Raw genomic sequence first — 21,501 nt, 5'->3', positions numbered from 1 at the left:
ATGTGCCTGGGCATCCCCGGCCGCGTACCGGAAACCCACGACGACGCCGGACTGCACAGGGCCACCGTCGACTTCGGCGGAGTGCGCAGGCCGGTGTGCCTCGCCTACACCCCGGACACCGTCGTCGGGACGTACGTCATCGTGCACGTCGGGTTCGCCATCACGGAGGTCGACGAGTCCGAGGCCGCCCGCACGCTGGACGTCCTGCGTGCGATGGCGGGCGCGGTGGAGGCCGAACTCGGTGAGGAGCTGCCCGGGGCCCGGCCCGGCCGTCCCGGCGGACGCCGCGAGCACACGGCCGTGGCCGATCCTGCTCCGGGCGAGCCGTGACCGTACCTGCTGCGCATGCCTTCCGGGAGAGTCACCTGTCCCGATGGGGCCGAGCCTCCCCTGCTTCGCTCGCCTCCTGGCGCCGGGTGGAGTCCGGCAGGGGCAGCGAGAACCACACGGCCTTGCCCTCCTGCGTCGGCAGGATGCCCCAGCCGGAGGCCAGGTGGTCCAGCAGCGCCAGGCCGCGCCCCGACTCCTCGTCAGGCCCTGCGGTCCTGATGCGGGGCAGGACGGGGCTGCCGTCGCAGACCTCGACGTGAAGTTCGTCCTTGGTGCGGCGCAGGCGCAGCCGCAGGGGGTCGCAGGCGTGGCGCACCGAGTTGGTCAGGAGTTCGGAGGCCAGGAGGCAGGCGGTGTCGACGAGGTCTTCGCAGCCCCATTCCCGCAGGGTCCTGCGCAGGAACCGGCGCCCGTCCCCCACGCTGACCGGCCGGGCCGGCAGGAGCGCGGAAATGGCGGTCGTCGGTGCCGGGGGGATGCGGGCGAGGAGGAGGGTCACGTCGTCGGCGTACTCCTGAGGACCGGGCAGCAGGGCGGCGAGAACGGAGTCCGCGGCTGTTTCCAGGCATGAGGTGTCGGCATTGGCCTTCTCCAGGGTGGTGGCGAGGGCGTCGATCTGCTCCTCGATGTCACTGGTCGGGGTTTCCACCAAGCCGTCGGTGTACAGGGCGAGAACCGAGGCCGGCTCCACCACCACGCGAGTCTCCTGGTGAGGCACTTCGCCTACGCCCAGAGGAACGCTCACCGGAACCGGGAGTCTGCGGACCTGCCCGGTGGGGTCCACCATCAGCACCGGCAGGTGTCCGGCGGAGCACACGGTCAGCGTGCTGTCGTCGGGGTCCAGGATCAGGTAGCAGCAAGTGACGAGCTGGTCGGGCAGTTCGCTGACGACCGCGTCCAGCGCCCGCATCAACTGCCAGGGCGGCATTCCGGTCTTGGCCAGGGCGTGGGAGGCCGAGCGCAGTTGGCCCATGACGGCGGCGGCCTCAAGACCCCGTCCCATGACATCACCGATGAGCACTCCCACCCGGCCGCCGCCCAGTGCGATCAGGTCGAACCAGTCCCCGCCCACGCCCGGGCCCTGCCGTGCGGGGAAGTACCGGCTGGAGGTGTCCATGTCGGGCAGGGGGGCGGGCGAGCCCATCAGGCTTCGTTGCAGGGTGAGGGCGACGTGGCGCTGTTCGTCGTAGAGCTGGGCCAACTGGGCTTCGGCGGCCTTGCGTTCGCTGACGTCGCGGATGGCGGCGGAGACGAGGGTGCCTTCCGGTGTCTCCAGGGGGCTGAGGCTGATCTCGACCGGGAACTCGCCCCCGTCCTTGCGCAGCCCGTACAGTTCGAGATTGGCCCCCATCGGACGGACCTGCTGGTTGGCGGAGTATCCCAGCCGGTGGCCCGGGTGCTGGTCCCGGAAGCGCTGTGGCACCAGGACTTCGACGGGACGGCCGAGCAACTCGTCGCGGCCGTAACCGAACAACGTCTCCGTCTGGGCGTTGACCAGGCGGATGACCCCTCCGTCGTCCACGATCACCATGGCGTCGGGTGCCGCTTCCAGCAGGGCCCGGAACGGTTCTTCCGTGACGGGAATGCCGCGTTGATGTGTCCTGTGCTTGGCCGGTTCCATGGAGCATCTCAGCACCCGCCGCACGGCGAGCGGGTGGCTTGTCACCATCTGCGCTTTTGTGACGGGTTCTTGCCCGATTGAAGTTGCCCCGGCCGGTTCCTGTTCGTCCGGCCGACGGATGGGCGTGTCGATGGGGTAGGCACCGTCAGCGAAGCACGGAAGTCGATGCCGGGCGGAGGCCTTGCCGGACGGCCCCCGGAACAGGACCTGTTCGGGCCCGACAGGGAACCGGTCGGCCACTGCGCCGCCACGGTTGCGGGGACACAGTCGAAGCAGAGGGAGCAACGGCGGGTCCCGGCACTCTCAAGGCTCTCCACGAGTGGGACCGGGGAACCGTCGAGGCGTCCCTCACGACAGTGCAGGAAGCCGGCTGTCGGGCAGTGGCCGCCGTTTGCGGGACTGCGGCGGCCACTTGCCGACCACACCCCACGGCACGCGATGCCGACGGGCACGGAGCACGACCTGGCCGGGGCCGCGCACGGGGCTGTCCCGCGCACCGTCCCGGGCGCGGTGAAGGTCGGGACCGGAGAGCGAGGCTGCCCGGCCCGGCGGGCGAGCAACCGACCGACCCTGGCGGCAGGGCCGGTCGGCCCCTGCCGGCACCCGTCCAGCCCCTGCCCGCCCCTCCGGTTCCGCCGGACGCTCGAAGTGCCGACCCACCCTCAGGAGGCCCACGATGACGGACGGCGCGCACCCCGGCTCCCGGCCCACGCCCTGCTCGCGGACGGCACGACCACGTGCATCCGTACCGCAGGCCCGGACGACCGGGCGCAACTGGAGCCCGGCGCCTGCGCAGAGCTCCTGGACTGCTACGGCCTGCCCCAACTCCCGTGGGCCTGGGGGGAGTCCGAGGACGAGGCGGTACTCGCCGCCGAACGGCTTTCCGGGGCCGACGGCCGCGTGGTGCTCAAGGCGCACTGGCCGGGACTGCGGTGCGGACCCGCACGACCTGATCACCGCGCCGCGCCGCGCCCCACTGCTGTTCGGGGAGGGCGGCGAGGGCCCCGTGGACCTGGAGGGCCTGGAGCAGACCCTGGCGCGGCTGCCCGCGATGGCGTGCGACCTGCCGCAGCTCGCGGAGGCCGCCCTCAACCCTGTACTGGCACGGCCGGACGGAGTCACCGCACTCGACGTGCGGGTTCGGCTGCTGTCCCGCCCCGCCCACGACCCGCATCTGCGCCGGCTGCGCTGAACCGCGACCGCCGAGCGAAGAGATGCCCGAGGAGATCACGATGAAGCACAGCAAGATCGGTTCCGTGATGACCGCAGAGGTCGTCACCGCCCGCCACGACACTCCGTTCAAGGAAGTGGCCCGGCTCCTGGCCGAACATCGCATCAGCGGACTGCCGGTCGTCGACCCCGACGATCACGTCGTCGGGGTCATCTCGGAGACCGATCTCCTGGTGCGCGAGGCGGAGGCCCCCGACCCCTACCGGGCACCGCGCCGCTTCCACCTGCCCCGCATCACCCCGGCCGCGCGCACCACGCGGACCAAGGCGACAGCCCGTACCGCAGGGCAGCTGATGTCCACGCCCCCCGTCTGCGTCCAAGCCGAGCGCACCCTCGCGGAGGCCGCCCGCACCATGGCCCGGCACTCCGTCGAGCGGCTGCCCGTCGTCGACGAGGAGGACCGGCTCGTCGGCATCGTCACCCGCCGCGACCTGCTCCAGATGTTCCTGCGCCCGGACGACTCGATCCGCCACGAGGTGATCACAGAGGTGCTGATACGTGCGCTGTGGCTGACCCCGCAAGCGGTGAAGGTCTCTGTCGCGGACGGAATCGTGACCCTGGAAGGCCAGTTGGAGCGCCTCAGCGAGATCCCGGTGGCCGTGCACATGACGCGGCAGATCGACGGCGTCGTCGCGGTCGTCGACAAGCTCACCTACCGCACGGACGACTCCCACCTCCGGCCCACCGAGCAGGCACTCCAGGGCGTGGCCGACGACTGGCTGCGCAAACTCTGAGAAGGGACGGCCCACGATGACGGTCAAGGTGCTCGTCGCGTACGCGACGAAGAACGGGTCCACGGAGGAAATGGCACGCACCATCGCCCAGACCCTGGACAAGGAAGGCGTCGTCGCCGACCTCCGGCCGGCGGCGGAAGCCGGTGACGTACGGGAGTACGACGCCGTGGTGCTCGGCAGCGCGCTCTACGCGGGCCGGTGGCTCAGGGACGCCCGCCGGTTCGCCGCACGGCAGCGGGCGGCGCTGGCCGCCCGCCCGGTGTGGCTGTTCAGCAGCGGCCCGCTCGACGCGAGTGCGGGCGAGCAGGACATCCCGCCGGTCCGAGGCGCCCGGCGCATCCGAGACCGGATCGACGCACGGGAGCACGTCACCTTCGGGGGCTGTCTGCGCGCCGGAGCGAAGGGCCGGATGGCCCGGATGATCGTCGACTCCGGCAAGGGCGGCGACTTCCGCGACTTCGCGGCGATGGACGCCTGGGCCCGGCACATCGCCGCCGAACTCCACACCCTGCTGGTGGACGCGCGGGAGGACTGACGCCATGAGCGCGCCGACCCCGCCCGGCGCCCGGCTCGCAGGGTGGCGGTGGCGGCGCAGTCCCGCTGCGCCGACCCTGCGACGTCGTCGACGCATGGACCCGGTTGGTGATGCTTACGGTGCTGCTGGTCGTGGCGCCGTCGGTCGGAGTATGGACCGGCGTTTCCGCGTACGACATCGCTCGCTCGGAGGCGGACCGGCAGCGTGCCGCCCACCACGTCGTACGGGCCACTGTCGTCCGGAACGCCCCCGACCCGTCCGCCGCCCACGGAACGGGCCGGACGGTGCACCCGGTGTCCGAGCGGTGGACCGGTCCCGACGGCACCCCGCGCGTCGCCGTGGTGCGGGTCGGGGCCGGGACACCCGTCGGCAGCGGGACAGACGTCTGGCTCGACGCCCCGTCGACCGGCGCCGAACTGTGGACCGTGGCCATCGGCACCGGCTGGGTCACCGTGGTCGCCGGCTGTCTGCCGCTGGCGGGGACCTGGTGGGTACCGCGCGCCGGCCAACCTCATGGCGAAGGTCGAGACCGGGCAATGGTCGACCGCGTACACGGGCGTGACCGTCGACCGGCCGGACGCCCGCCGGACGGGCGCCGCCATCTCATCGGCTCCCTCGCCCGGTTCGCGATCAGCGGGCAGTGGCTGAGCCGCACGGCCAGGGACGCCGCCCGCACCGCCGGGCTCGGCGACCCCTGGGAGGGCGGGGTCGTCTGCCGCAACCCGTACCGCTCGATCCTGGTGCGGGCCGTCGAGGTCGTGTATGCCGTCACCGAGGCGCTGCGCCTCATCGACACGTACGAGCCCCCGGCCCGCAGCACCGACCTCCTCGCCCTGCGGGCCAGAGGTACCGACGTACGGGTGGTGATGCGTACCCTCGTCGGCGCCCGGCGGGTGATCGACATGCCGGTGGGCGAGCAGCTCCCGCGCATCTGCTGAGGGAGGGCAACAGGCTTGGGCAGAAGGCCAATTGGGGCCGACCGGCCCTGGTGCGTCGACCCCCACGCACGGCACGATCGCCAGGGGCCCACAGAAACGCGAGGGACAGTCATGACCGTACGGGCGTTCTCGCCACAGCAGCCGATCCGCATCTTCCTCCTCGACGACCACGAAGTCGTACGACGCGGCGTGCACGACCTGCTCGACTCCGAACCCGACATGGTGGTGGTCGGTGAGGCGGGCACCAGCGAGCAGGCCCTGGTCCGGGGTCCGGCGCTGCGCCCGGACGTCGCGATCCTGGACATCAGGCTGCCGGACAGCGACGGCATCACCGTCTGCCGCGAACTGCTCTCGCGCGCACCGGGACTGGCCTGCCTGATGCTGACCTCGTTCGACGACGACGACGCGCTGCTCGACGCCATCATGGCGGGTGCCTCGGGCTACGTCCTCAAGCAGATCAAGGGCTCGGACCTGGTCGAAGCCGTCCGCACGGTCGCCTCCGGCCAGTCGATGCTGGATCCGGCCACCACGGCCCGGCTGATGAGCAGTCTGCGCGGCCCCACGCAGGAGCCCACGTCCGAGGACTCACGGCTGGCCGGGCTGAGCACGCGGGAGCGTGAGATCCTCGCACTGATCGGCGAGGGACTCACCAACCGGCAGATCGGCAAGCAGCTCTACCTCTCCGAGAAGACGGTCAAGAACCACATCTCCCGGCTGCTGGCGAAGCTCGGCGTCGAACGCCGCATCCAGGCGGCCGTCCTCGCCACCCAGTTCACCCCGCCCGACACGCGGAGTGAGTGACAAGGGGCTACTTCAGTCCCTTGAGCGGGACCTTCCACATCAAGCGCGTGCCTCCCGTCGCTTCCGGCTCGACGGTGAGTCGGCCTTCGAGCCGCTCCGCCCGCTCGGCGAGATTGCGCAGCCCGCTGCGCCGTTGCTCCTCCTCGCGCAGTCCGACGCCGTCGTCCGCCACCGTCACCGTCAGCACGCCCTGTCCCACGACCACGGCGACGTCCGTCCGCGACGCGTGAGCGTGCCGGGCCACGTTCGACAACGCCTCACCCAGCACCGCGACCACCTCGTCGGCCACGGCACGCGGCACATCCGTGTCCAACAGCCCCTCCATCCGCAGAGCCGGCGTGAACCCGAGCGCCGAAATCGCCTCCTCCACCGTGCGCACCGCCCTGATCCGCAGCCCGCCACCGGGCGCCGACTCGTGGGCCCGCAGCCCGAAGATGGTCGACCGGATGATCTTGATGGTCTCGTCGAGGTCGTCCACCGCCCGCACGAGCCGTTCACTCGCCTCCGGATGCTCGACGAAGCGCCGGGCGCTCTGCAAGGTCATTCCGGTGGCGAACAGCCGCTGGATGGCCAGGTCGTGCAGGTCCCGGGCGATCCGGTCCCGGTCCTCCAGCAGACTCACCTGCTCGGCGTCCCGCCGCCGGTCCGCCAGCTCCAGGGCCAGGGCCGCCTGTCCGGCGAAACCGGGCAGCGGGGCCGTCTCCGCCACGCTGAACGGGGGCCTCCCCGTCGTGCGGGCCAGCACGAGCACACCTCGCTCGCCGATCGGCACCGCCACGGCAGGGCCGATTCCCTTCCACCGTTCGGGAGCGAACGTCACCCGGGGGTCGTCCGCGACGGAGACCGACGACACCAGGCCGGCCGTCCGGAGGGCAATGCCCGCGAGGGTTCCCTTCCGCGGCACCGTCAACCCGCGGTGAGCCTCGGCGCCTTCCCCCAGCGCCAGCACCCCGCGCAGCGTCTCCGCGCCCTCCACCAGGTCGACCACGCCCAGCTCGGCAGAGGTGATCCGCCGCGCACGCTCGACCATCACCTCCAGCACCCGGGCCTCCGGCATCCCGGACAGCAGCCCGGCCGTGAACTCGGTGCTCGCCTGCAGCCACTGCTCGCGCAGCTGTGCCTCCCCGTACAGCCGGGCGTTCTCGATCGCCACCCCGGCCGCCACGGCAAGTGTGGTCAACACCGCCTCGTCCTCCGCGTCGAACTCGGCGCCCCCGCGCTTCTCGGTCAGATAGAGATTCCCGAACACCTCGTCGCGCACCCTGACCGGCACCCCCAGGAACGAGTGCATCGGCGGGTGGTTCGGCGGGAACCCCGAAGAAGCCGGATGGTCCGAGAGCTCTGCCAACCGCAGTGGCTCCGGATGGCGGATCACTTCCCCCAGCAGACCGTGCCCGGAAGGCAGGTCCCCGATCTGCGCCCGTAGCTCCTCGTCGACCCCCATGGTCAGGAACTGCGCGAGCCGCTGATCCTGACCGATGACCCCCAACGCCCCGTACTCGGCGTCCACCAGCACCACCGACGCCTCGACGATCCCCCGCAGCACCTGCGGCAGATCCAGCTCCCGCCCCACCGACAGCACGGCCTCCAACAGGCCGTGCAACCGGTCCCGCGTTCCCCGCACCGCTTCGATCCGCACCTGGAGTTCGTCGAGCAGCTCGTCCAGCCGGAACCTCCCGAGCCGACCGTCCGCCCCACTGCCCCCGCCCTCGGTCCCGCCCATGGATCCCTCCATCCGGTCCGGCAGGCAAGAGGGGACGCCCGCACTCCACCGTAACGACGGGGCGCGCCGACGGAAGGCCCCGGGGCGCAGCCGGTGGCAGAAGGCCGGAAACAGCGCCCCGTGGGCCCCCTTGGTCCCTCGTAACTCCACGTCCAGTCCGTGTCCGGAACGCCGCTGTCCGTCACGCCGGTGCTCCTTCCGCGACCAGCTCACCGAGATCCCGCACGACCAGGTCGGCACCGTGCTGCCGCAGTTCCTCCCCCGCGGCCTGTCCGCCCGTCCGGTCCACACCGATCACCAGACCGAACCCGCCGCCCCTGCCTGGCTACGGTCCGCCCGTGCGTCGAAGAGCCCTGACACGCAGTCCGGGTGAGGAGTTCGCAGGCGTTCCGGGAAGCGGACGCGGCGGCGAGAGGCAGTCCGTCCCGCCGCAGGGCCTTCAGCAGTCGTAGCGAGGCGAGGAACGCGGCGGCCCCGTCCTGGCGGGACCTGCCGTCCACAAGACGCGGACAGTCGTCCGCCACGTCGAACGGCCGGCGCTGGTAAGGATCTTCAGGCGGTTGCTCCCTCAGGAAGGCGTCGAAGGAGTCCTTCCAGACGGCCGCGTGGACCCGGGCCGAATCCGTGATCACGCCGTCCGTGTCGAAGACGGCGGCCCGGATACCGCGCAGGGCGGGCATGGACTCCGCACGGGGCCGGCCCTGTCCGGGTGCTGCGGTGGGAAGCGTCACCCCCTGTGAAGACCGGAAGCCGCTGTAGTGACTTCAGCCCAGATGTTGGTCTCGGTGATCACGTGGAGGGACACGGTCTCGGTGTAGCCGTTGTAGACCAGCCCGCCGTCCGCGACCGTCGTCCCCGCGCCGGGCGCCTCTGCACGTCGACACCCTCCACCTGCTGAACGTCCGCTTCGAGATCGCTCAGGACACCAGCGGATGGCATCTGTCGTCGGAGCCGATCGCAGAGATCCCACTCGGCGGCCGAGCTACGTGATCACGGCGGTGGATTCAGCCCCAATCGGGCGGCACACCGGCCCGCAGGTACCGCAGAGCTTCAGGCGTCAGCCTTCGACAGTCCTCGCTCCGCACCGGCGCGAGTTCCGCCATCATCAACAACAGATGGTCCCGCTCGGCCGAGCTCCTCACGGCCGGTAGCTCTCCGTGCAGCACCAGGAGGATTCCGCGCCCCGCCGGGTACTTCGTGGTGCGGGCCCAGAACAACGGCCGAACCACACGGTCGCGAACGACCTGTCCATGACTGTCTGGAGAGTCCCTCTCTTTCGCTGGCTGGGCGGCCAGCAACTCCCTCCCAGTCCGTGCTGATCGCCTCGTGCTCTCCTCCCGGAGTCGCGCGATCACCTTGCCGTGGGGGTACCGCACGGGCGGGACTCGCAGCACGTGCTCTCCCTCTGCGCACTGCACCGTCCACCGAGCCCGAACGTGTCGGCTCCGGTCTCCTCTCTCTGACCCACGGTGCGACTACGTGGCCGAGGTGGGCAAGGTGCCGGTGGAGGATTTGGCGAAGTACGACCTTTCGTCTCGCTCCGCGAAGGGGGACCGTACGCAGATCCGTGAGGCCCTCGGGTTCCGCGCGGCGATCCTGGCGGATGAGGTCTGCCCGGTGGAGCTGGTCGAGGACCGGTTGCACGAGGCCCTGCTCGTGCAGTACCGCAGCGACCACATCGAGCAGGACTTCAGGGCCGACAGAGGCCGCGCAAACGACCGGGCCGCGCCGCTGTCTCGGTCGCACAGGCAAGGCAGGACTGCCGCACGGCCGGATGGGTGTGATGTTCGACGAACGGCGCCAGAGGGACCACGCGCCGTCGCGGTGATCGACACGATCCTCGTCCACAGCAGCCGACACGCGCTGACCGGCTGACAGGTGGAGGTCAACCGGCGACGAGCCCGAGGGGGTGTGGCCCGGCCCTGCAACCCCCAGCTACCTCCGGTGGGTTCGCGTAAAGATCAGATACAGGACGGCTCCGATCGGAATATGCAGCTCCAATGTCGCCGCCGGAGAGAGAATCACTGACAGTTGGATCAGATCGAACATTTCCCGGCCTCCTTCGAGGGATTGTCGAACCACCCGTGCGGGGCACCGGCGGCGCCTCGGGTCCCCCCATGGGATCCGAACGGCCGGAGCGCAGGAAGGGCTCACAAGGGGGCCCATAACTCGGTGGAGGGGCTCAGAGCAGCCAACTCCCAGGTAGCTTTGGGTAGAAGGAGGCGGGGCAGCATGACTGACACACGTGACGGCGCAAGTCAGAGCAATCTGCGGCTTGAGGAGCTCGTGGCCGCGTCGGGGATGAGCCGCAAGAGGTTGGCCCATCGGGTGAATGAACTGTCCGCCTCCGATGGAAAATCCAGCCAGTACACGCACACGTCCGTCGCGAACTGGTGCCGCCGTGGAATGGTCCCGAAATGGCCTACTCCGCAGCTCATCTGCCGGTCGTTGTCCGAGGTGCTGGGCAGGCCGGTGACCCTTCAGGACATCGGCATGCCCGGCGCGGAAAGGAACACGGCGCAGCTGGGCCTGGAGTTCGTTCGGCGCCAGGAAGAAGCGGTGACCGAAGCAGCGGCCTTCTGGCGCGCAGTGAATCGTCGTCAGTTCCTCGCCAGCCAGACGTTTGCCATCTCTGCTTTCAGTACCCCGATGGCCCGCTGGTTGATTGATCCGGCCGAGCCGACCCGGGCCCGTGCCTCGGGGCCGGTGGTCGACCGGGAGCACATCGCGGAGCTCAGGGAGGCTTCCGACCATGCGCGTCTGTGGGACTCGCGGTTCGGTGGAGCCAATCGCATGGCCAAGTCGCTCACGGAGTATCTGTACGACCGGGTGGCCCCGCTGTTGCAGGGCAGCTACTCCGAGCCGGTGGGCCGTGATCTGTTCCGTGTCACCGCAGAGATGGCGCGGCTGGCCGGATTTACGGCGTTCGACGCGAGCCAGCACGACGTCGCCCAGCGTCACTTCATCCAGGCGCTGAGGCTCGCCCGGGCCGGCGGCGACGCCGAACTCGGCTCGTACATCCTCAGCACCATGGCGATGCAGTCGATGACGCGTGGCTTCACGTCCGAGGCGATCGACATGGCCCAGGGCGCCTTCCAGCGCGGGCGCGGCCTGAATCCGCGAGTGGCAGGGTTCGCCAAGATGATGGAGGCAAGGGCACACGCCCGTGCGTCCGACGGGCGGGCGACGAGCGCGTGCATCGCCGAGGCCGAACGCCTCCAGGAACGCGCGAACGGAATGGAGAGCCCCGCGTGGATCGGCTTCTTCACCCAGCAGAGGATCGTCACCGACGCGCTGGAAGCATTCCGTGACCTGGGGAATCACCGGGCCGTCTTCGCCTGGAACGCGACGGGCCCCATGCCCTCCGATGCGTTCCTCCGTTCCCGTAGCGTCCGGCTCTCCATGCTGGCCTCCGCCCACGCCCAGAACGGCGACCTGGACCAGAGCCTGCGCCTGGGCCGCGAGTCACTGGCCCTGTTCACTCGGCTGGGCAGCCTGCGGGGAATGGAGTACCTGCGCGTCTATAGCCGCTCCTTGGAGTCCTGGCCCAGGGACGCGCAGGTGGTGGCCTTCAGTGCGGACGTCCGCAAGGCCGCCCGTTCACTGGCCGCGACCTGACCTCTGGCTGTCGGCTGTCCAGTGCCCGCGCCGTGCACCGGACACCAGTTCACTCCCGGGATGTCACCCCCGGCCGAGGTGGCGTAGCCTCGGGCCCGGATTTTCAGGGCCTCCGTACGAAGCGCCGGCTCGGGCGGCCGACACACGGGCGGGCCCGGGGCCGGGCCACCTTTCCCGTGCGGCGGCTTGGCCAGGCTCCCAGCCGGCGATGGGTTTGCTCTGTGCCGGGTGTCCCGCCCGGGATGAAGGAGGAGACGGTTCGTGCTTCGCGGACAGCTCACGTAGCTTCGGCTCGGTGTTGGGCAGGCTTTTGTCGGACGCCTTCCTTCCGGTCCAAGTGACGGCGGTGGCAGGGTGTTCACCCTTGCCGACGGCCAGGCGTTCGCGGGCCCGCAGCGCCCACTCGCGCAGGGGCGCCAGATGGACGCCCACGACAGCGGAGATGCTCTTGTACGTCGTCCCGGGTGTGGACTCGTACAGGGCCACGGCATCGGCCTTGAACTCGAACGGGACATCCGGCGCTGGATCATTCAGACCGCTGTTCGCGTCGGGCCGCCCTCCGCACCATTGCGACTACGCATGCTGTGGACACTGCTGTTGGGGGCTCATGGTTCCTCGCCCCTGGGCCCTGCTTCCTGTCACATGGAGCATCTCGGGCTGCCCTACTGACACGCTCAGAGTGAGCAGAGGTAGATTTTCTCGATCAGAGCGTTCCCCGGCTCGGGGGAAGGGTCGTTGTCGAGGTTGCCAGAAATGCGGTTCACGAAGTCGTGGACATCTCGCAACATGTAGCCGTGATCTCCCAGCTTCTCCGTCATCCCGATGTCCTGAAGCAGGGACTGGACAGCGTGACGAAGGTCGGTTTCCCCGAGAAGGCGTGCGATAGCTGTCGCCTCGTCACTGGCCACTTGCTCAACGGAGTCAAGCCAGGCTGGATACAGCATCGCCAGGCCAGAGCCATGGGATGGGCCTACGCGCTCAGTGGTTCCAAGCGCCTGCTGCATTCTGTGCGGGAGACAGGTGCTGGCTGTGGCCACATTGATGCCGCCCAGCAGAGCACCGAACGCCATTGCGTCCCGGACTTCCGTACTTGCATCACCGGCGGACAAGCGGCGCAGGGCCGGTGCCAAGAGCTCGATGGCCCGCTCGGAGAGCGCCTTATTCATTTCGCCGGAACGGCGTGCCAGGAAGCCCTCAACGGCGTGGGCCATGGCGTCGAAGCCCGAGTCAAGAGCAGCGCGGCGGGGAAGCGTATCGGTCAGTGACGGGTCGATGAGCGCGGCTTTCGGGAAGAGATCGTCGCCACGTATGCCTGACTTGAAGTCCCGCACCACGTCCGTGATGATCGCCCCCTTGGTGACCTCTGCACCGCTTCCGGCCGTGGTCGGTACCGCGATGACCGGCAAGGAGTCGAGGGAGGGCTTCAGGGTACGCCCTACGAGTCCGGCAACCGACTCGTGTCCCATTCCAACTGACACGGCCTTCGCGGCGTCGAGCGCGCTGCCTCCACCCAGCCCGATAACCACACGAGCGCCGAACCGCCTGGCCTGCTGTATCGCAGCATCCACCTCGTCGGACCGAGGGTTGGATGAAATCCAGTCGCATATGTCGGCTTTGACACCCGAAGTGGAAAGGATCGTTTGGACACGTGCCAGCACACCCGATGCCCGCATGGCGGAACGACCACACACGAGCAAAGCGTGATCTCCCCAGGCCTGAGCGAGTGTTCCCAGCTCTTCGATGCGGCCGCGGCCGAAGATGATCCGGGTCGGAACGTGGAAGTCGAACATTTCAGGTCTCCGTCCAAGGCGTGGCGGCGTTCTCGCGCAGGGCGCGAAGGACGGGGAGGTCAACCTCGCCCAGATAGCACAGAGCAGAACCGCCTCCGGTCGAGGTGGGTCCGTCGAAGGGAAGCTCGGAAACGGTGTCCCCGCCCAGGAGGATTGCCTTGACCCTCCGAGCTGAGGCCCAGTCCAGCAATTGCGTCGAAGCATGTCCGAACCCTTGGAGATACAGACTTGGCGTTCCGGCAATCACGGCACGGCATCCGATGCTGGCGAACTCCCGTATGAGGTCCAGCAGCCAACTCTCCAGGAAAAAGTCCACTATGGCGAATCCGGATGGAATGCCCTCGGCGATTTGGATCTCTCGCGGATCTGTGAAGGAGTTCCCGGATCTGCGGGCAATAATTACGCGATGGGGTACGTGAATACGAGCCGCTGCAGAGCCCAAGATCTCAAGGGTCGCCTTCGTGCAACGCTCGGGCTCTTCGCCGAGTTCGGAGTTGCCCACTTGGTAGCCCTGCGCCCGGAGCACATGGTTCAAGACAGCTCCAGCCGGCACCACGACGTCGTACGTCTGGGAGAAACTACGCAGTCCGACGAGAGTCTTCTCGGGTTTCACGCCACCCAGCACCGCAAGAGAGGGCACGGACGGATCGGCACCGGACCAGGGAGAAAGCCGTTCAAGCTCTATGAGCAGGCTGTGCGCGGCCCACCCGGGAAGGCACTTCAACAGTCCGGTATTGGAAGCGTGCTCGCGGTGGGCCTTGGAGAATCCACCCACCGCCACGGCATCTCCCAGACGGGCGAACTGTGCGGCGAGGATCGGATCGTTGGTCTCCTCGCCAGGATGATGCCGTGTGTTTCCGAAGAGCGCCACGCCGCCAGGAGGAAGCGCACGAGAGTGGTCTACTGCCGAGTCGGTGGTGTTCTCGGGAACGTAGATCACGTCCTTGCCGAGGCGACCGCTCAGATAGGTAGCGACGTCACCCAGGTGCTGCGCTGAACCGTCCTTGTGGCGCCCTTGGTGAGAGAGTATCGAGATTCGCGCTCCTGCGTTGGCGAGACGGGCAATGTCGGCCACCTCAGCGTCTATGCGACTCGTGTCACGCATGCCTGACGCCACGTTGAAACCGGCCGAGAAAACCCAGCGTTCACCCCAGACGATGCGCCGGTTCATGAGCGACCGGGTTGCGTCCTGCTTCGCAATGGACTTTATCAAGGGGGGCACAGTTATAGCCCGTACGTCCGCAGGGCCGCCGTCTCGTGCAACCCGAACATTACGTTCATGTTCTGGATGGCAGAACCTGCAGCTCCTTTAACCAGGTTGTCGGTGACGGACAGGAGCTTGATAAGGCCCCGCTGCGCATCATAGTCTGCACCGATGTGGCAAAAATTTGAGCCAATGACACTGACCAAACTGGGATAGACCTCATACTCCTTGGAGTTCATCTCTCCTGTCTTGGGGAGTGTGTTCACCCGCACGAAGAACTCCTTATCGCTTCCCTGACCGTAGAAGTCGGTGAGAAGTGCGAGGATCCGCTCACGTGTCATCGTTTCTCGAACGGCGGGATGCACGGCCAGGCTCGCCTGCACGAAGATGCCACGGGCGAAATTGCCGTGGGCGGTGTTGAAGTCCAGGGTCAGTGGGCGGCCTGCTTCAGCAGCGAGGTGGGTTTCCAGTTCCGGGCCATGCCGATGTCCCTCCATGCTGTAGGGCAGCATGGAGTTGACCACCTCAGCGTGCATGATGGACCGTTTCGGCTTATTACCGGCCCCGGTGGTGCCGTTGACGGCACTGATGCGGACGGGGATATCCAGATTGGCCCATGCAGCACGCAACAGGGGCGTTAGTGCCAGGATCGCGGTGATGACGTAGCACCCTGGATTGGCGAGAAGTCGGGCTTTGGCGATGTTCTCGCGGTTCAGTTCCGTGAGCCCGTAGACTGCTTCGGGCAGCAATTCGGGAGCGGTGTGTTCGAAACCGTAGACCTGTAAGTAGACGTCGGGGTCGGAGAACCGGAAGTCGGCGCTGACATCGATCACGCGGATTCCACGCTCAAGAAACCAGGGTGCGTTGCGCATCGCTTCGCCCGAGGGCGTACAGAAGAAGACGACGTCGAGATCATCTTCCTGGCGCTTGAGGTCGTCGACGCCGAGGAACTCCAGACCACTGCCCATGAGGTTACGGTGGACACGGTCGAATTGTTCGTCGCCCCGTGCAGTTGGCGATATCTGATTGACCTGAGGATGGTTGAGCAGGAGTCGACACAGCTCGCCGCCGGTGTAGCCGGTAGCGCCAACGACGCCCACGCTCAAGCTGTCGTTCTTGAGTGGCATGGACCTGCCTTCTAAATAATGAAGCGACGTTGTCCGGAACGGTCAGACGATGCGGGTGGGAGCGTCCTGACAGGTGAGACTCAAAGCCAGACCGTCGAGGAGCATCGCCCCGATGCGGGTCTGGGAATCGACTGACATGGCTCCGATGTGAGGCGTAAGGACGACGTTGTCCAGCTCGGACAGTCGGCTTGGCTCCCGTTCGATGGCGAGGACATCGATGGCGGCGCCGGCGATGTGTCGTCGAGCCAGGGCGTCGTAGAGGTCGTTCTCATTGACGACTCCTCCGCGGGAGACGTTCACGAGGTAGGCGCCGGGCTTCATTGTGGCCAGCTCTGTCGCGGTGATGAGGTTGCGAGTGCGGTCGTTGAGGGGGCATGTCAAGGCCACGACATCCGCGTTGCGGAGCACTTCGCCGATGCTCATGAGAGTGATACCCGCACGCGTAAACTTCGCTTTACGCTCCTGGGTGGGGTGGCCTACTGAGCCCACCGCTTGCATTCCGACACCGCACGCCAGTGCAGCTAGTCGGGACCCGATGTTGCCCAGCCCGACGACACCCATCGTCTTGCCAGCCAGTTCAATCCCCGCCAGCTCGGACTTCCTCCATATGTTGCTACGGATCTGTCGGTCAGCGAGGGCGATGTGGCGCGTCACTGCGTAGGTGAGTCCGAGCGCCAGTTCCGCTACTGAACCGGAGGACACGCTGGGGATGTTGAAGACCTGGATACCCGCACGCTTGGCCGCCTTGAGATCAATGTTGTCGGTTCCGTTGCCCGCTCGGGCGATCACCTTGAGCTGCCGGGCGCCGTTTATGACATTGGCCGACACCTCCACGCCGCTACGCAACACGATCGCCTCCATGCCTGGCATGAGGTGGACCAGTTCAGCTTCGGACGGCTGCATGCGGACGGTAACGTCGTAAGCCGCGCGGAGCTGCTCCAGCGCTTGGGGAGCGATGGGGTCGACGACCAAGATTTTGTGACGAACGGGCAAAGAAGGCGCATCTGAGTTCACGAGTCGTCTCCCCCTGTCGGCCTGGATGCCTGCGATGGACTATCCGTCGCAGGCTCGAAGGGGCACGAGGAAACCCCAAGCCGGTGTGTCCCACAGCGAATTGTCGAGTCGACGTGATCAGGCATCGAGCTTCTGCCACATCTTGAGTTGCTGGAGTTCGAAGACGTCACTCACTGCGGCGATGCGGTCCTCCAGCTCGGTGGAGTCACCGCGTCGGCGGATCGACTCGAACGTCTCGCGAAGCGAGGTGACGATGGCACGCAGCCCATGGTTTGCGTAGATGACGACGGAAACACCAGCACCAGCGATGTCATCCGCGTGCCAGTCCGGGTAGGTGGTAGGAACAATGACGACCGGACGGCGGCCATCCCAACGCGAGAGAAATTCCTCGACCTGATCCTTCGTCTTGGACTTGGAATGAATGAGAACCGCATCAGCGCCAGCTTCGCAATATGCGTGGCATCGCTCTAGGGCGACGTCCACGTTCAAGCCGCTGATGAGAGCTTCGGTGCGCGCGACGACGAAGAAACTCTCCGTGGCCTGGGCGCTCTTCGCAGCCTGGATCTTGCCACAGAAGACCTCCGTGCTCAGCAGCGTTTGGTCCCCCTCTGCGAAGCTGTTGAGCTTCGGAAAAAGTTTGTCCTCCATGCAGATGGCGGTAATGCCGGCAGCCTCGTATTCGTGGACCATATGCACTACGTTGAGGTTGTTTCCGTATCCTGTGTCGCAGTCAGCGATGACCGGTATGCCTAGAGCCTTCTGCATATTCGAGGCCGCCTCCAGGTACTCCGTCATCGTGAGTAAGCTAGCGTCGGGAATGCACCGGGCCGCCGACACCTCAAGGCTGGAAGACCATACGGCATCGAAGCCCGCCTGCTGCGCAATCACAGCACCCAGTGCATCGTGCGCTCCGACGACACGAACCAATTCTCCCTTTTCCACCAGCGATCGGAAGGAGGAGTACGAACGCCTCAGCATCTGTTTCTCCAATACGTGCCGGCTAAGACGACTTTACCGAGACGCTCTCAGGGTCAACTGCACTGGGGTGGCGATTTTCCGACGTACCCGATAAGGCCAATTCGGAGAGTAGGATGCATCGCTCCGCACAAGAAGCTTTAAGAGGCAATACCTCCAAACACGTTAACCTGGTGTTCAATTATGAGTCAACTGCTTGTTGACTATCTGGCCTATTCAAGCTGCCGCGCACGACAACTTGCGTGCGCAGAGCTATCTGAGGAGTGTGGTGGGGAAGGCGGTGAACCAGAGGTCAGCCGCGTTCATGCCCATCACTTGTCGCTGCCGGACCCACTCGCGCCGAGTCGCACGGATGGCCTGTATGGGACCCTCGACGACGATCCTGCCGTGGACGTAATTGCGCAGGAGCGGCAGTTGGTCCACCGCGATGCTGGTGTGTCCGGCTTCCACTCCTGCATATTGATCAGAAACTGATGGGGCTCTCGTCCAGGGTGTAGCGGGCGTGTGGGTCGCCGAAGTAGCCGCGGACGGTGTGCGGTTGGCGTTGGCGCCTGCGGAAGAACCGGCGGGTCTCGGTGGCGAGTTCGGCTTGGTTCCGCGCCCGTCGCAGACGAGCCGTCCGAGCAGCCCGCCCGCCGGGATGCCCATGGCGAGCGCGGGCAGCACGAGGTGGCGCGGGCCTTGCCAGCCGGAGACCGGCAGCAGCCCCCACCACACGCCGAACACGATCAACAGCACGGTGGCGAGCAGGAATTCGGGCAGCGCGGCGAGCATCGCCCCCACCCCGCCGCCGGAGCCCCGCAGGGTGCCGCGCGCGCCGCGCGTCAGGGTGGGCGCACACAGGGCGGACGCGACGAGCAGCGCCACGGCGAGCGACGCGGCCATCAGGGTCAGCGAGACGCCGAGGCCGGACAGGACGGAAGGCAGGACCGCGGTGCCGGAGACCCAGGAGAGACCGAGGTCGCCGTTCAGGAGGCCGCTCGCCCAGTCGGTCAGCAGGGCGAGCGGGCCCGCGTCCAGGCCGAGGTCGCGGCGGACGGCGGCCAAGGCCTCGGCGGTGGGCTCCTGTTCGGCCGAGCGGGCGCGCAGCACGGTGAGCGCGGGATCCCTGCCGGAGAGCCAGGGCAGCAGGCCCACGACGGCGACGACGACGGCGAGCGCGGCGGCGCGGGCGAGCCCTGCCCGCCAGGCGGTGGACGGGGTCTTCCCGGACCGCCCGGACCGCCCGGACCGCCCGGTCCGCCCGGTCCACCGCCGGGGGCGCGGCAGGCCGGTGTTCCGTATCACGCGACGTACGCGTCTCAGGCGTCTCACTTGACGTACGTGCCGAGGGTGATCAGCTCACGCTCACGCGGGTCCTTCGCGGAGCCCACGACGTGGGTGGCGTCGCCCTGGATGACGCGCTCGTGGAGCATCGGGACGGCCGCGTCGGTGTTGAGGACGGCAGTCTCGGCGTCGAGGACCGCGGTCCGCCGGGTCTGTCCCGCCGGGGCCTCCTCGGCGGTGCGGACGGCCTTGTCCACGGCGGCGTCGGCGAGCTGCGGGAGGTTGAAGGAGCCGTCGCTCGCGAAGTCGCTGCGCAGGTAGGCGGCCGGGTCGCCGGAGTCGATGACCGTGGCGCGGGACAGGATGAACGCGTCGAACTTCCCCGCCAGCGCGTCCGCCTCGATGTGGGAGTACTCGCGCACGTCGAGCTTCACCTTGAACCCGGCGTCCTGGAGCTGCTGTTGGAGCGTGGCGGCCACCTCCGGCAGTTCGGCCCGGTCGGTGAAGGTGCCGATGGTGAGGGTCCGTCCCGACGGCTTCGCGGGCTTCGCCGCCCCGGTGCGCCCGGCGCGTTGCTCGGCCGCCCACGGCAGAGCGGGCCCGAGCAGCCCATCGGCGACATCGGCGCGCCCTTCGTAGACGCCCTTGACCAGGGCCTTCGCGTCGATGGCTGCGCGGGCGGCGGCCCGCTGCCCGGCGTCCTTGAAGACACCCCTGCCGGTGTTCAGGTACAGGGTGTTGGTGCGCGGCATCGGCACCTCGGTGATCTGGTCCTTCTCCAGGAGGGAAGCCTGGGAGACCGGGATCGCCTCGACGATGTCGGCGTCGCCGCTGCGCAGGGCGGCCGCGCGGGCGGCGCCGTCCGGGACGAAGGTCACGTCGATCCCGGCGGCCCTGGCGCGCCCGCCCCAGTACTTCTCGTTGCGGTCGAGGGTCGCGGACGAGGTGCCGTCGGCCTTCTTCAGGACGAAGGCCCCGGTGCCCGCCCCGATCGGGTCCACCGTCTTGCCCCGGTACGCCTTGGCGGCCAGGACCGACAACTGCGGCGAGGAGACCCGCTGGGGCACGAGCGGATCGGCCTTGCCCGTGGTGACGACGACGGTGTCCCCCTCGGCCTCGGCCTTGAAGTCGACGCCGTCGAGGATGCGCGGCTTGGGGGAGGCGGTGGCGGCCCTGGTGAGGGAGCGTTCGACGGCCTCTGCGGTCAGCGCGGTGCCGTCGTGGAAGATCACGCCCTTGCGGAGGGTGAAGGTCCAGGTCCGCTCTCCGGTCCGCTGCCACTTGGCCGCGAGCGAGGGCTTGGCGTCGCCCTCCTTGTCCAGCGTGGTCAGGGTCTCGGCGGTGGACCAGCGCGACAGCTTGAACGCGTCGTCGGTGAGCGGCGAGAGGCCGGAGCGGGGCGGGTTCATCATCGCCACGCGTATGCGCTTGCCGTCCGATCCTTCGGCGGTGTCGGACGTACTCGCCGAGAAACACCCGGTGAGGGTGAGTGCGCAGGCAAGGGCCAGGGCGGCGGGAGGCAGCAGCTTGGGGAGGCGCACGGGACTTCTTCCAGGAGTGCCGGGCCGGGCCCGGGAGGGGTACGTCCGGCAGACCATAGCAGGATGATAATCGTTTTCATTAACCTGGCTGTGGTTGCCCGGGTTCGGGACGACGGTGCGGACGCGGGCCCACGCTTCCCCAGGAAAGCGCTTCGATTAAATGGTCTGGACAAGTGTCGTTGGCTCGGATTACTATGCGTTCAAACTGGCAATTTAAACGCGAAACGCGCTGTCGAAGCGCTTCATCAGATGGAGCTCCCGTTGGTCACCCTCGCCCAAGTAGCGCAACACGCCGGAGTCTCCGCCAGTACCGTGAGCTACGTCCTCAGCGGCAAGCGGACCATCTCCGAGACGACGAAGCAACGGGTGGAGCGCAGTATCCAGGAGCTCGGCTACCACCCCAACGCCGGTGCCAGGGCGCTGGCGAGCAGCCGGTCCAACATCATCGCGCTGATGATGCCCCTGCGGACGGACATGTATGTGCCCGTGATGATGGAGATCGCCATCGCCGTCGCCACCCAGGCGCGGGAACACGGCTTCGACGTCCTGATGCTCACCGGCGAGGAGGGGCCCGCCGCCGTGCACCGGGTGGTCGGCAGCGGACTCGCCGATGCCATCATCCTGATGGACGTGGAGCTCGACGACGCCCGGCTCGCCCCGTTGCGGGAGAGCGGCCGGCCCGCCGTGCTCATCGGGCTGCCCGCCCGGACCGCCGGCTTCACCTGCGTCGATCTCGACTTCGCCGAGGCCGGAGCCCTGTGTGCGGAACATCTGGCGCAGCTGGGGCACCGTCAGATCGCCGTGATCGGTGAGGCGCCGGCCGTGTACGAGCGCAGGACCGGCTTCGCGGAGCGCACCATCGACGGCCTGCGCACGCGTGCGCGGGAGGTCGGACTGCGTGTGCTGCACCGACCGAGCGAGGGCTCCTACGCCGCGATGGCCGGCACCCTCGGCCAGATCTTCACCGAACGCCCCGACGTCACGGGCTTCGTCGTCCAGAACGAACAGGCGCTGGAACCACTGCTCAGTCTGCTGCGCCAGGACAGACGAGCCG

Annotated in this window: 16 protein-coding genes and 2 pseudogenes; 9 read left to right on the top strand and 9 right to left on the bottom strand. The window is 68.0% G+C overall.

The genetic code is table 11. The annotated features are described in order from the left end of the window. Positions 1–330: a HypC/HybG/HupF family hydrogenase formation chaperone gene (locus ACWGIG_RS07780; RefSeq protein ID WP_453320640.1), complete on the top strand. Its 330-nt coding sequence runs from the start codon at positions 1–3 to the stop codon at positions 328–330. A 31-nt stretch (positions 331–361) separates the two neighbouring features. Here ACWGIG_RS07780 and ACWGIG_RS07775 read toward each other — a convergent pair whose 3' ends face one another. Next, positions 362–1,999, bottom strand: coding sequence for an ATP-binding SpoIIE family protein phosphatase (locus tag ACWGIG_RS07775; protein ID WP_453320639.1), 1,638 nt, complete (start codon positions 1,997–1,999; stop codon positions 362–364). Between the two features lie 714 nt (positions 2,000–2,713). On the opposite strand from ACWGIG_RS07775, the pseudogene ACWGIG_RS07770 reads away from it, so the two are divergent. The 5 genes and pseudogenes from ACWGIG_RS07770 to ACWGIG_RS07750 form a co-directional block, all read left to right on the top strand. After that, positions 2,714–3,143: pseudogene (locus ACWGIG_RS07770) on the top strand (acetate--CoA ligase family protein); the annotation flags it as partial. Between the two features lie 40 nt (positions 3,144–3,183). Further along, the gene (locus tag ACWGIG_RS07765) at positions 3,184–3,915 is read left to right on the top strand and encodes a CBS domain-containing protein (RefSeq protein ID WP_453320638.1); all 732 of its coding nucleotides are present in this window, start codon (positions 3,184–3,186) and stop codon (positions 3,913–3,915) included. A gap of 16 nt (positions 3,916–3,931) precedes the next feature. Then, positions 3,932–4,450 (top strand): flavodoxin domain-containing protein, encoded by a 519-nt coding sequence (locus ACWGIG_RS07760; protein WP_453320637.1) that lies wholly within the window; start codon positions 3,932–3,934, stop codon positions 4,448–4,450. Positions 4,451–4,515: 65 nt separating this feature from the next. Next, positions 4,516–5,265: pseudogene (locus ACWGIG_RS07755) on the top strand (Rv1733c family protein); the annotation flags it as partial. A gap of 234 nt (positions 5,266–5,499) precedes the next feature. After that, positions 5,500–6,189: a response regulator gene (locus ACWGIG_RS07750; protein WP_453320636.1), complete on the top strand. Its 690-nt coding sequence runs from the start codon at positions 5,500–5,502 to the stop codon at positions 6,187–6,189. Between the two features lie 7 nt (positions 6,190–6,196). Here ACWGIG_RS07750 and ACWGIG_RS07745 read toward each other — a convergent pair whose 3' ends face one another. Next, positions 6,197–7,912 carry a GAF domain-containing protein gene (locus ACWGIG_RS07745; protein WP_453320635.1) on the bottom strand — a complete coding sequence of 572 codons (1,716 nt, stop codon included), beginning with the start codon at positions 7,910–7,912 and terminating at the stop codon, positions 6,197–6,199. A gap of 1,479 nt (positions 7,913–9,391) precedes the next feature. On the opposite strand from ACWGIG_RS07745, the gene ACWGIG_RS07740 reads away from it, so the two are divergent. Beyond that, complete coding sequence (locus ACWGIG_RS07740; RefSeq protein ID WP_453320634.1) at positions 9,392–9,787, top strand: hypothetical protein; 396 nt, start codon at positions 9,392–9,394, stop codon at positions 9,785–9,787. Between the two features lie 357 nt (positions 9,788–10,144). Further along, positions 10,145–11,530 (top strand): sporulation protein, encoded by a 1,386-nt coding sequence (locus ACWGIG_RS07735; protein ID WP_453320633.1) that lies wholly within the window; start codon positions 10,145–10,147, stop codon positions 11,528–11,530. A 674-nt stretch (positions 11,531–12,204) separates the two neighbouring features. Here the strand turns inward: ACWGIG_RS07735 and ACWGIG_RS07730 are convergent. The 7 genes from ACWGIG_RS07730 to ACWGIG_RS07700 all read right to left on the bottom strand — a co-directional run bounded on the left by ACWGIG_RS07730 (position 12,205) and on the right by ACWGIG_RS07700 (position 20,447). After that, complete coding sequence (locus tag ACWGIG_RS07730) at positions 12,205–13,320, bottom strand: iron-containing alcohol dehydrogenase (protein WP_453320632.1); 1,116 nt, start codon at positions 13,318–13,320, stop codon at positions 12,205–12,207. A gap of 1 nt (position 13,321) precedes the next feature. After that, positions 13,322–14,491 (bottom strand): phosphoglycerate kinase, encoded by a 1,170-nt coding sequence (pgk, locus tag ACWGIG_RS07725; protein ID WP_453320631.1) that lies wholly within the window; start codon positions 14,489–14,491, stop codon positions 13,322–13,324. A gap of 53 nt (positions 14,492–14,544) precedes the next feature. Then, on the bottom strand, positions 14,545–15,651 hold the full coding sequence (gene argC / locus ACWGIG_RS07720) for an N-acetyl-gamma-glutamyl-phosphate reductase (RefSeq protein ID WP_453320630.1): 1,107 nt from the start codon (positions 15,649–15,651) through the stop codon (positions 14,545–14,547). Between the two features lie 42 nt (positions 15,652–15,693). Continuing rightward, positions 15,694–16,665: an NAD(P)-dependent oxidoreductase gene (locus tag ACWGIG_RS07715; protein WP_453320629.1), complete on the bottom strand. Its 972-nt coding sequence runs from the start codon at positions 16,663–16,665 to the stop codon at positions 15,694–15,696. A gap of 117 nt (positions 16,666–16,782) precedes the next feature. Continuing rightward, positions 16,783–17,643: an isocitrate lyase/phosphoenolpyruvate mutase family protein gene (locus ACWGIG_RS07710; RefSeq protein ID WP_453320628.1), complete on the bottom strand. Its 861-nt coding sequence runs from the start codon at positions 17,641–17,643 to the stop codon at positions 16,783–16,785. A gap of 249 nt (positions 17,644–17,892) precedes the next feature. Beyond that, positions 17,893–18,927: a hypothetical protein gene (locus ACWGIG_RS07705; protein WP_453320627.1), complete on the bottom strand. Its 1,035-nt coding sequence runs from the start codon at positions 18,925–18,927 to the stop codon at positions 17,893–17,895. Positions 18,928–18,950: 23 nt separating this feature from the next. Continuing rightward, on the bottom strand, positions 18,951–20,447 hold the full coding sequence (locus ACWGIG_RS07700; protein ID WP_453320626.1) for an ABC transporter substrate-binding protein: 1,497 nt from the start codon (positions 20,445–20,447) through the stop codon (positions 18,951–18,953). 261 nt (positions 20,448–20,708) lie between these two features. Between ACWGIG_RS07700 and ACWGIG_RS07695 the strand changes: the two genes are divergently transcribed. Further along, the coding region (locus tag ACWGIG_RS07695) for a LacI family DNA-binding transcriptional regulator (protein WP_453320665.1) at positions 20,709–21,501 on the top strand (793 nt) is incomplete at its 3' end.

Source organism: Streptomyces sp. NPDC054863 (genome assembly GCF_053610825.1).
The sequence above is the reverse complement of the archived record's forward strand: the minus strand, read 5'-3'. Positions and strand labels throughout refer to the sequence as shown.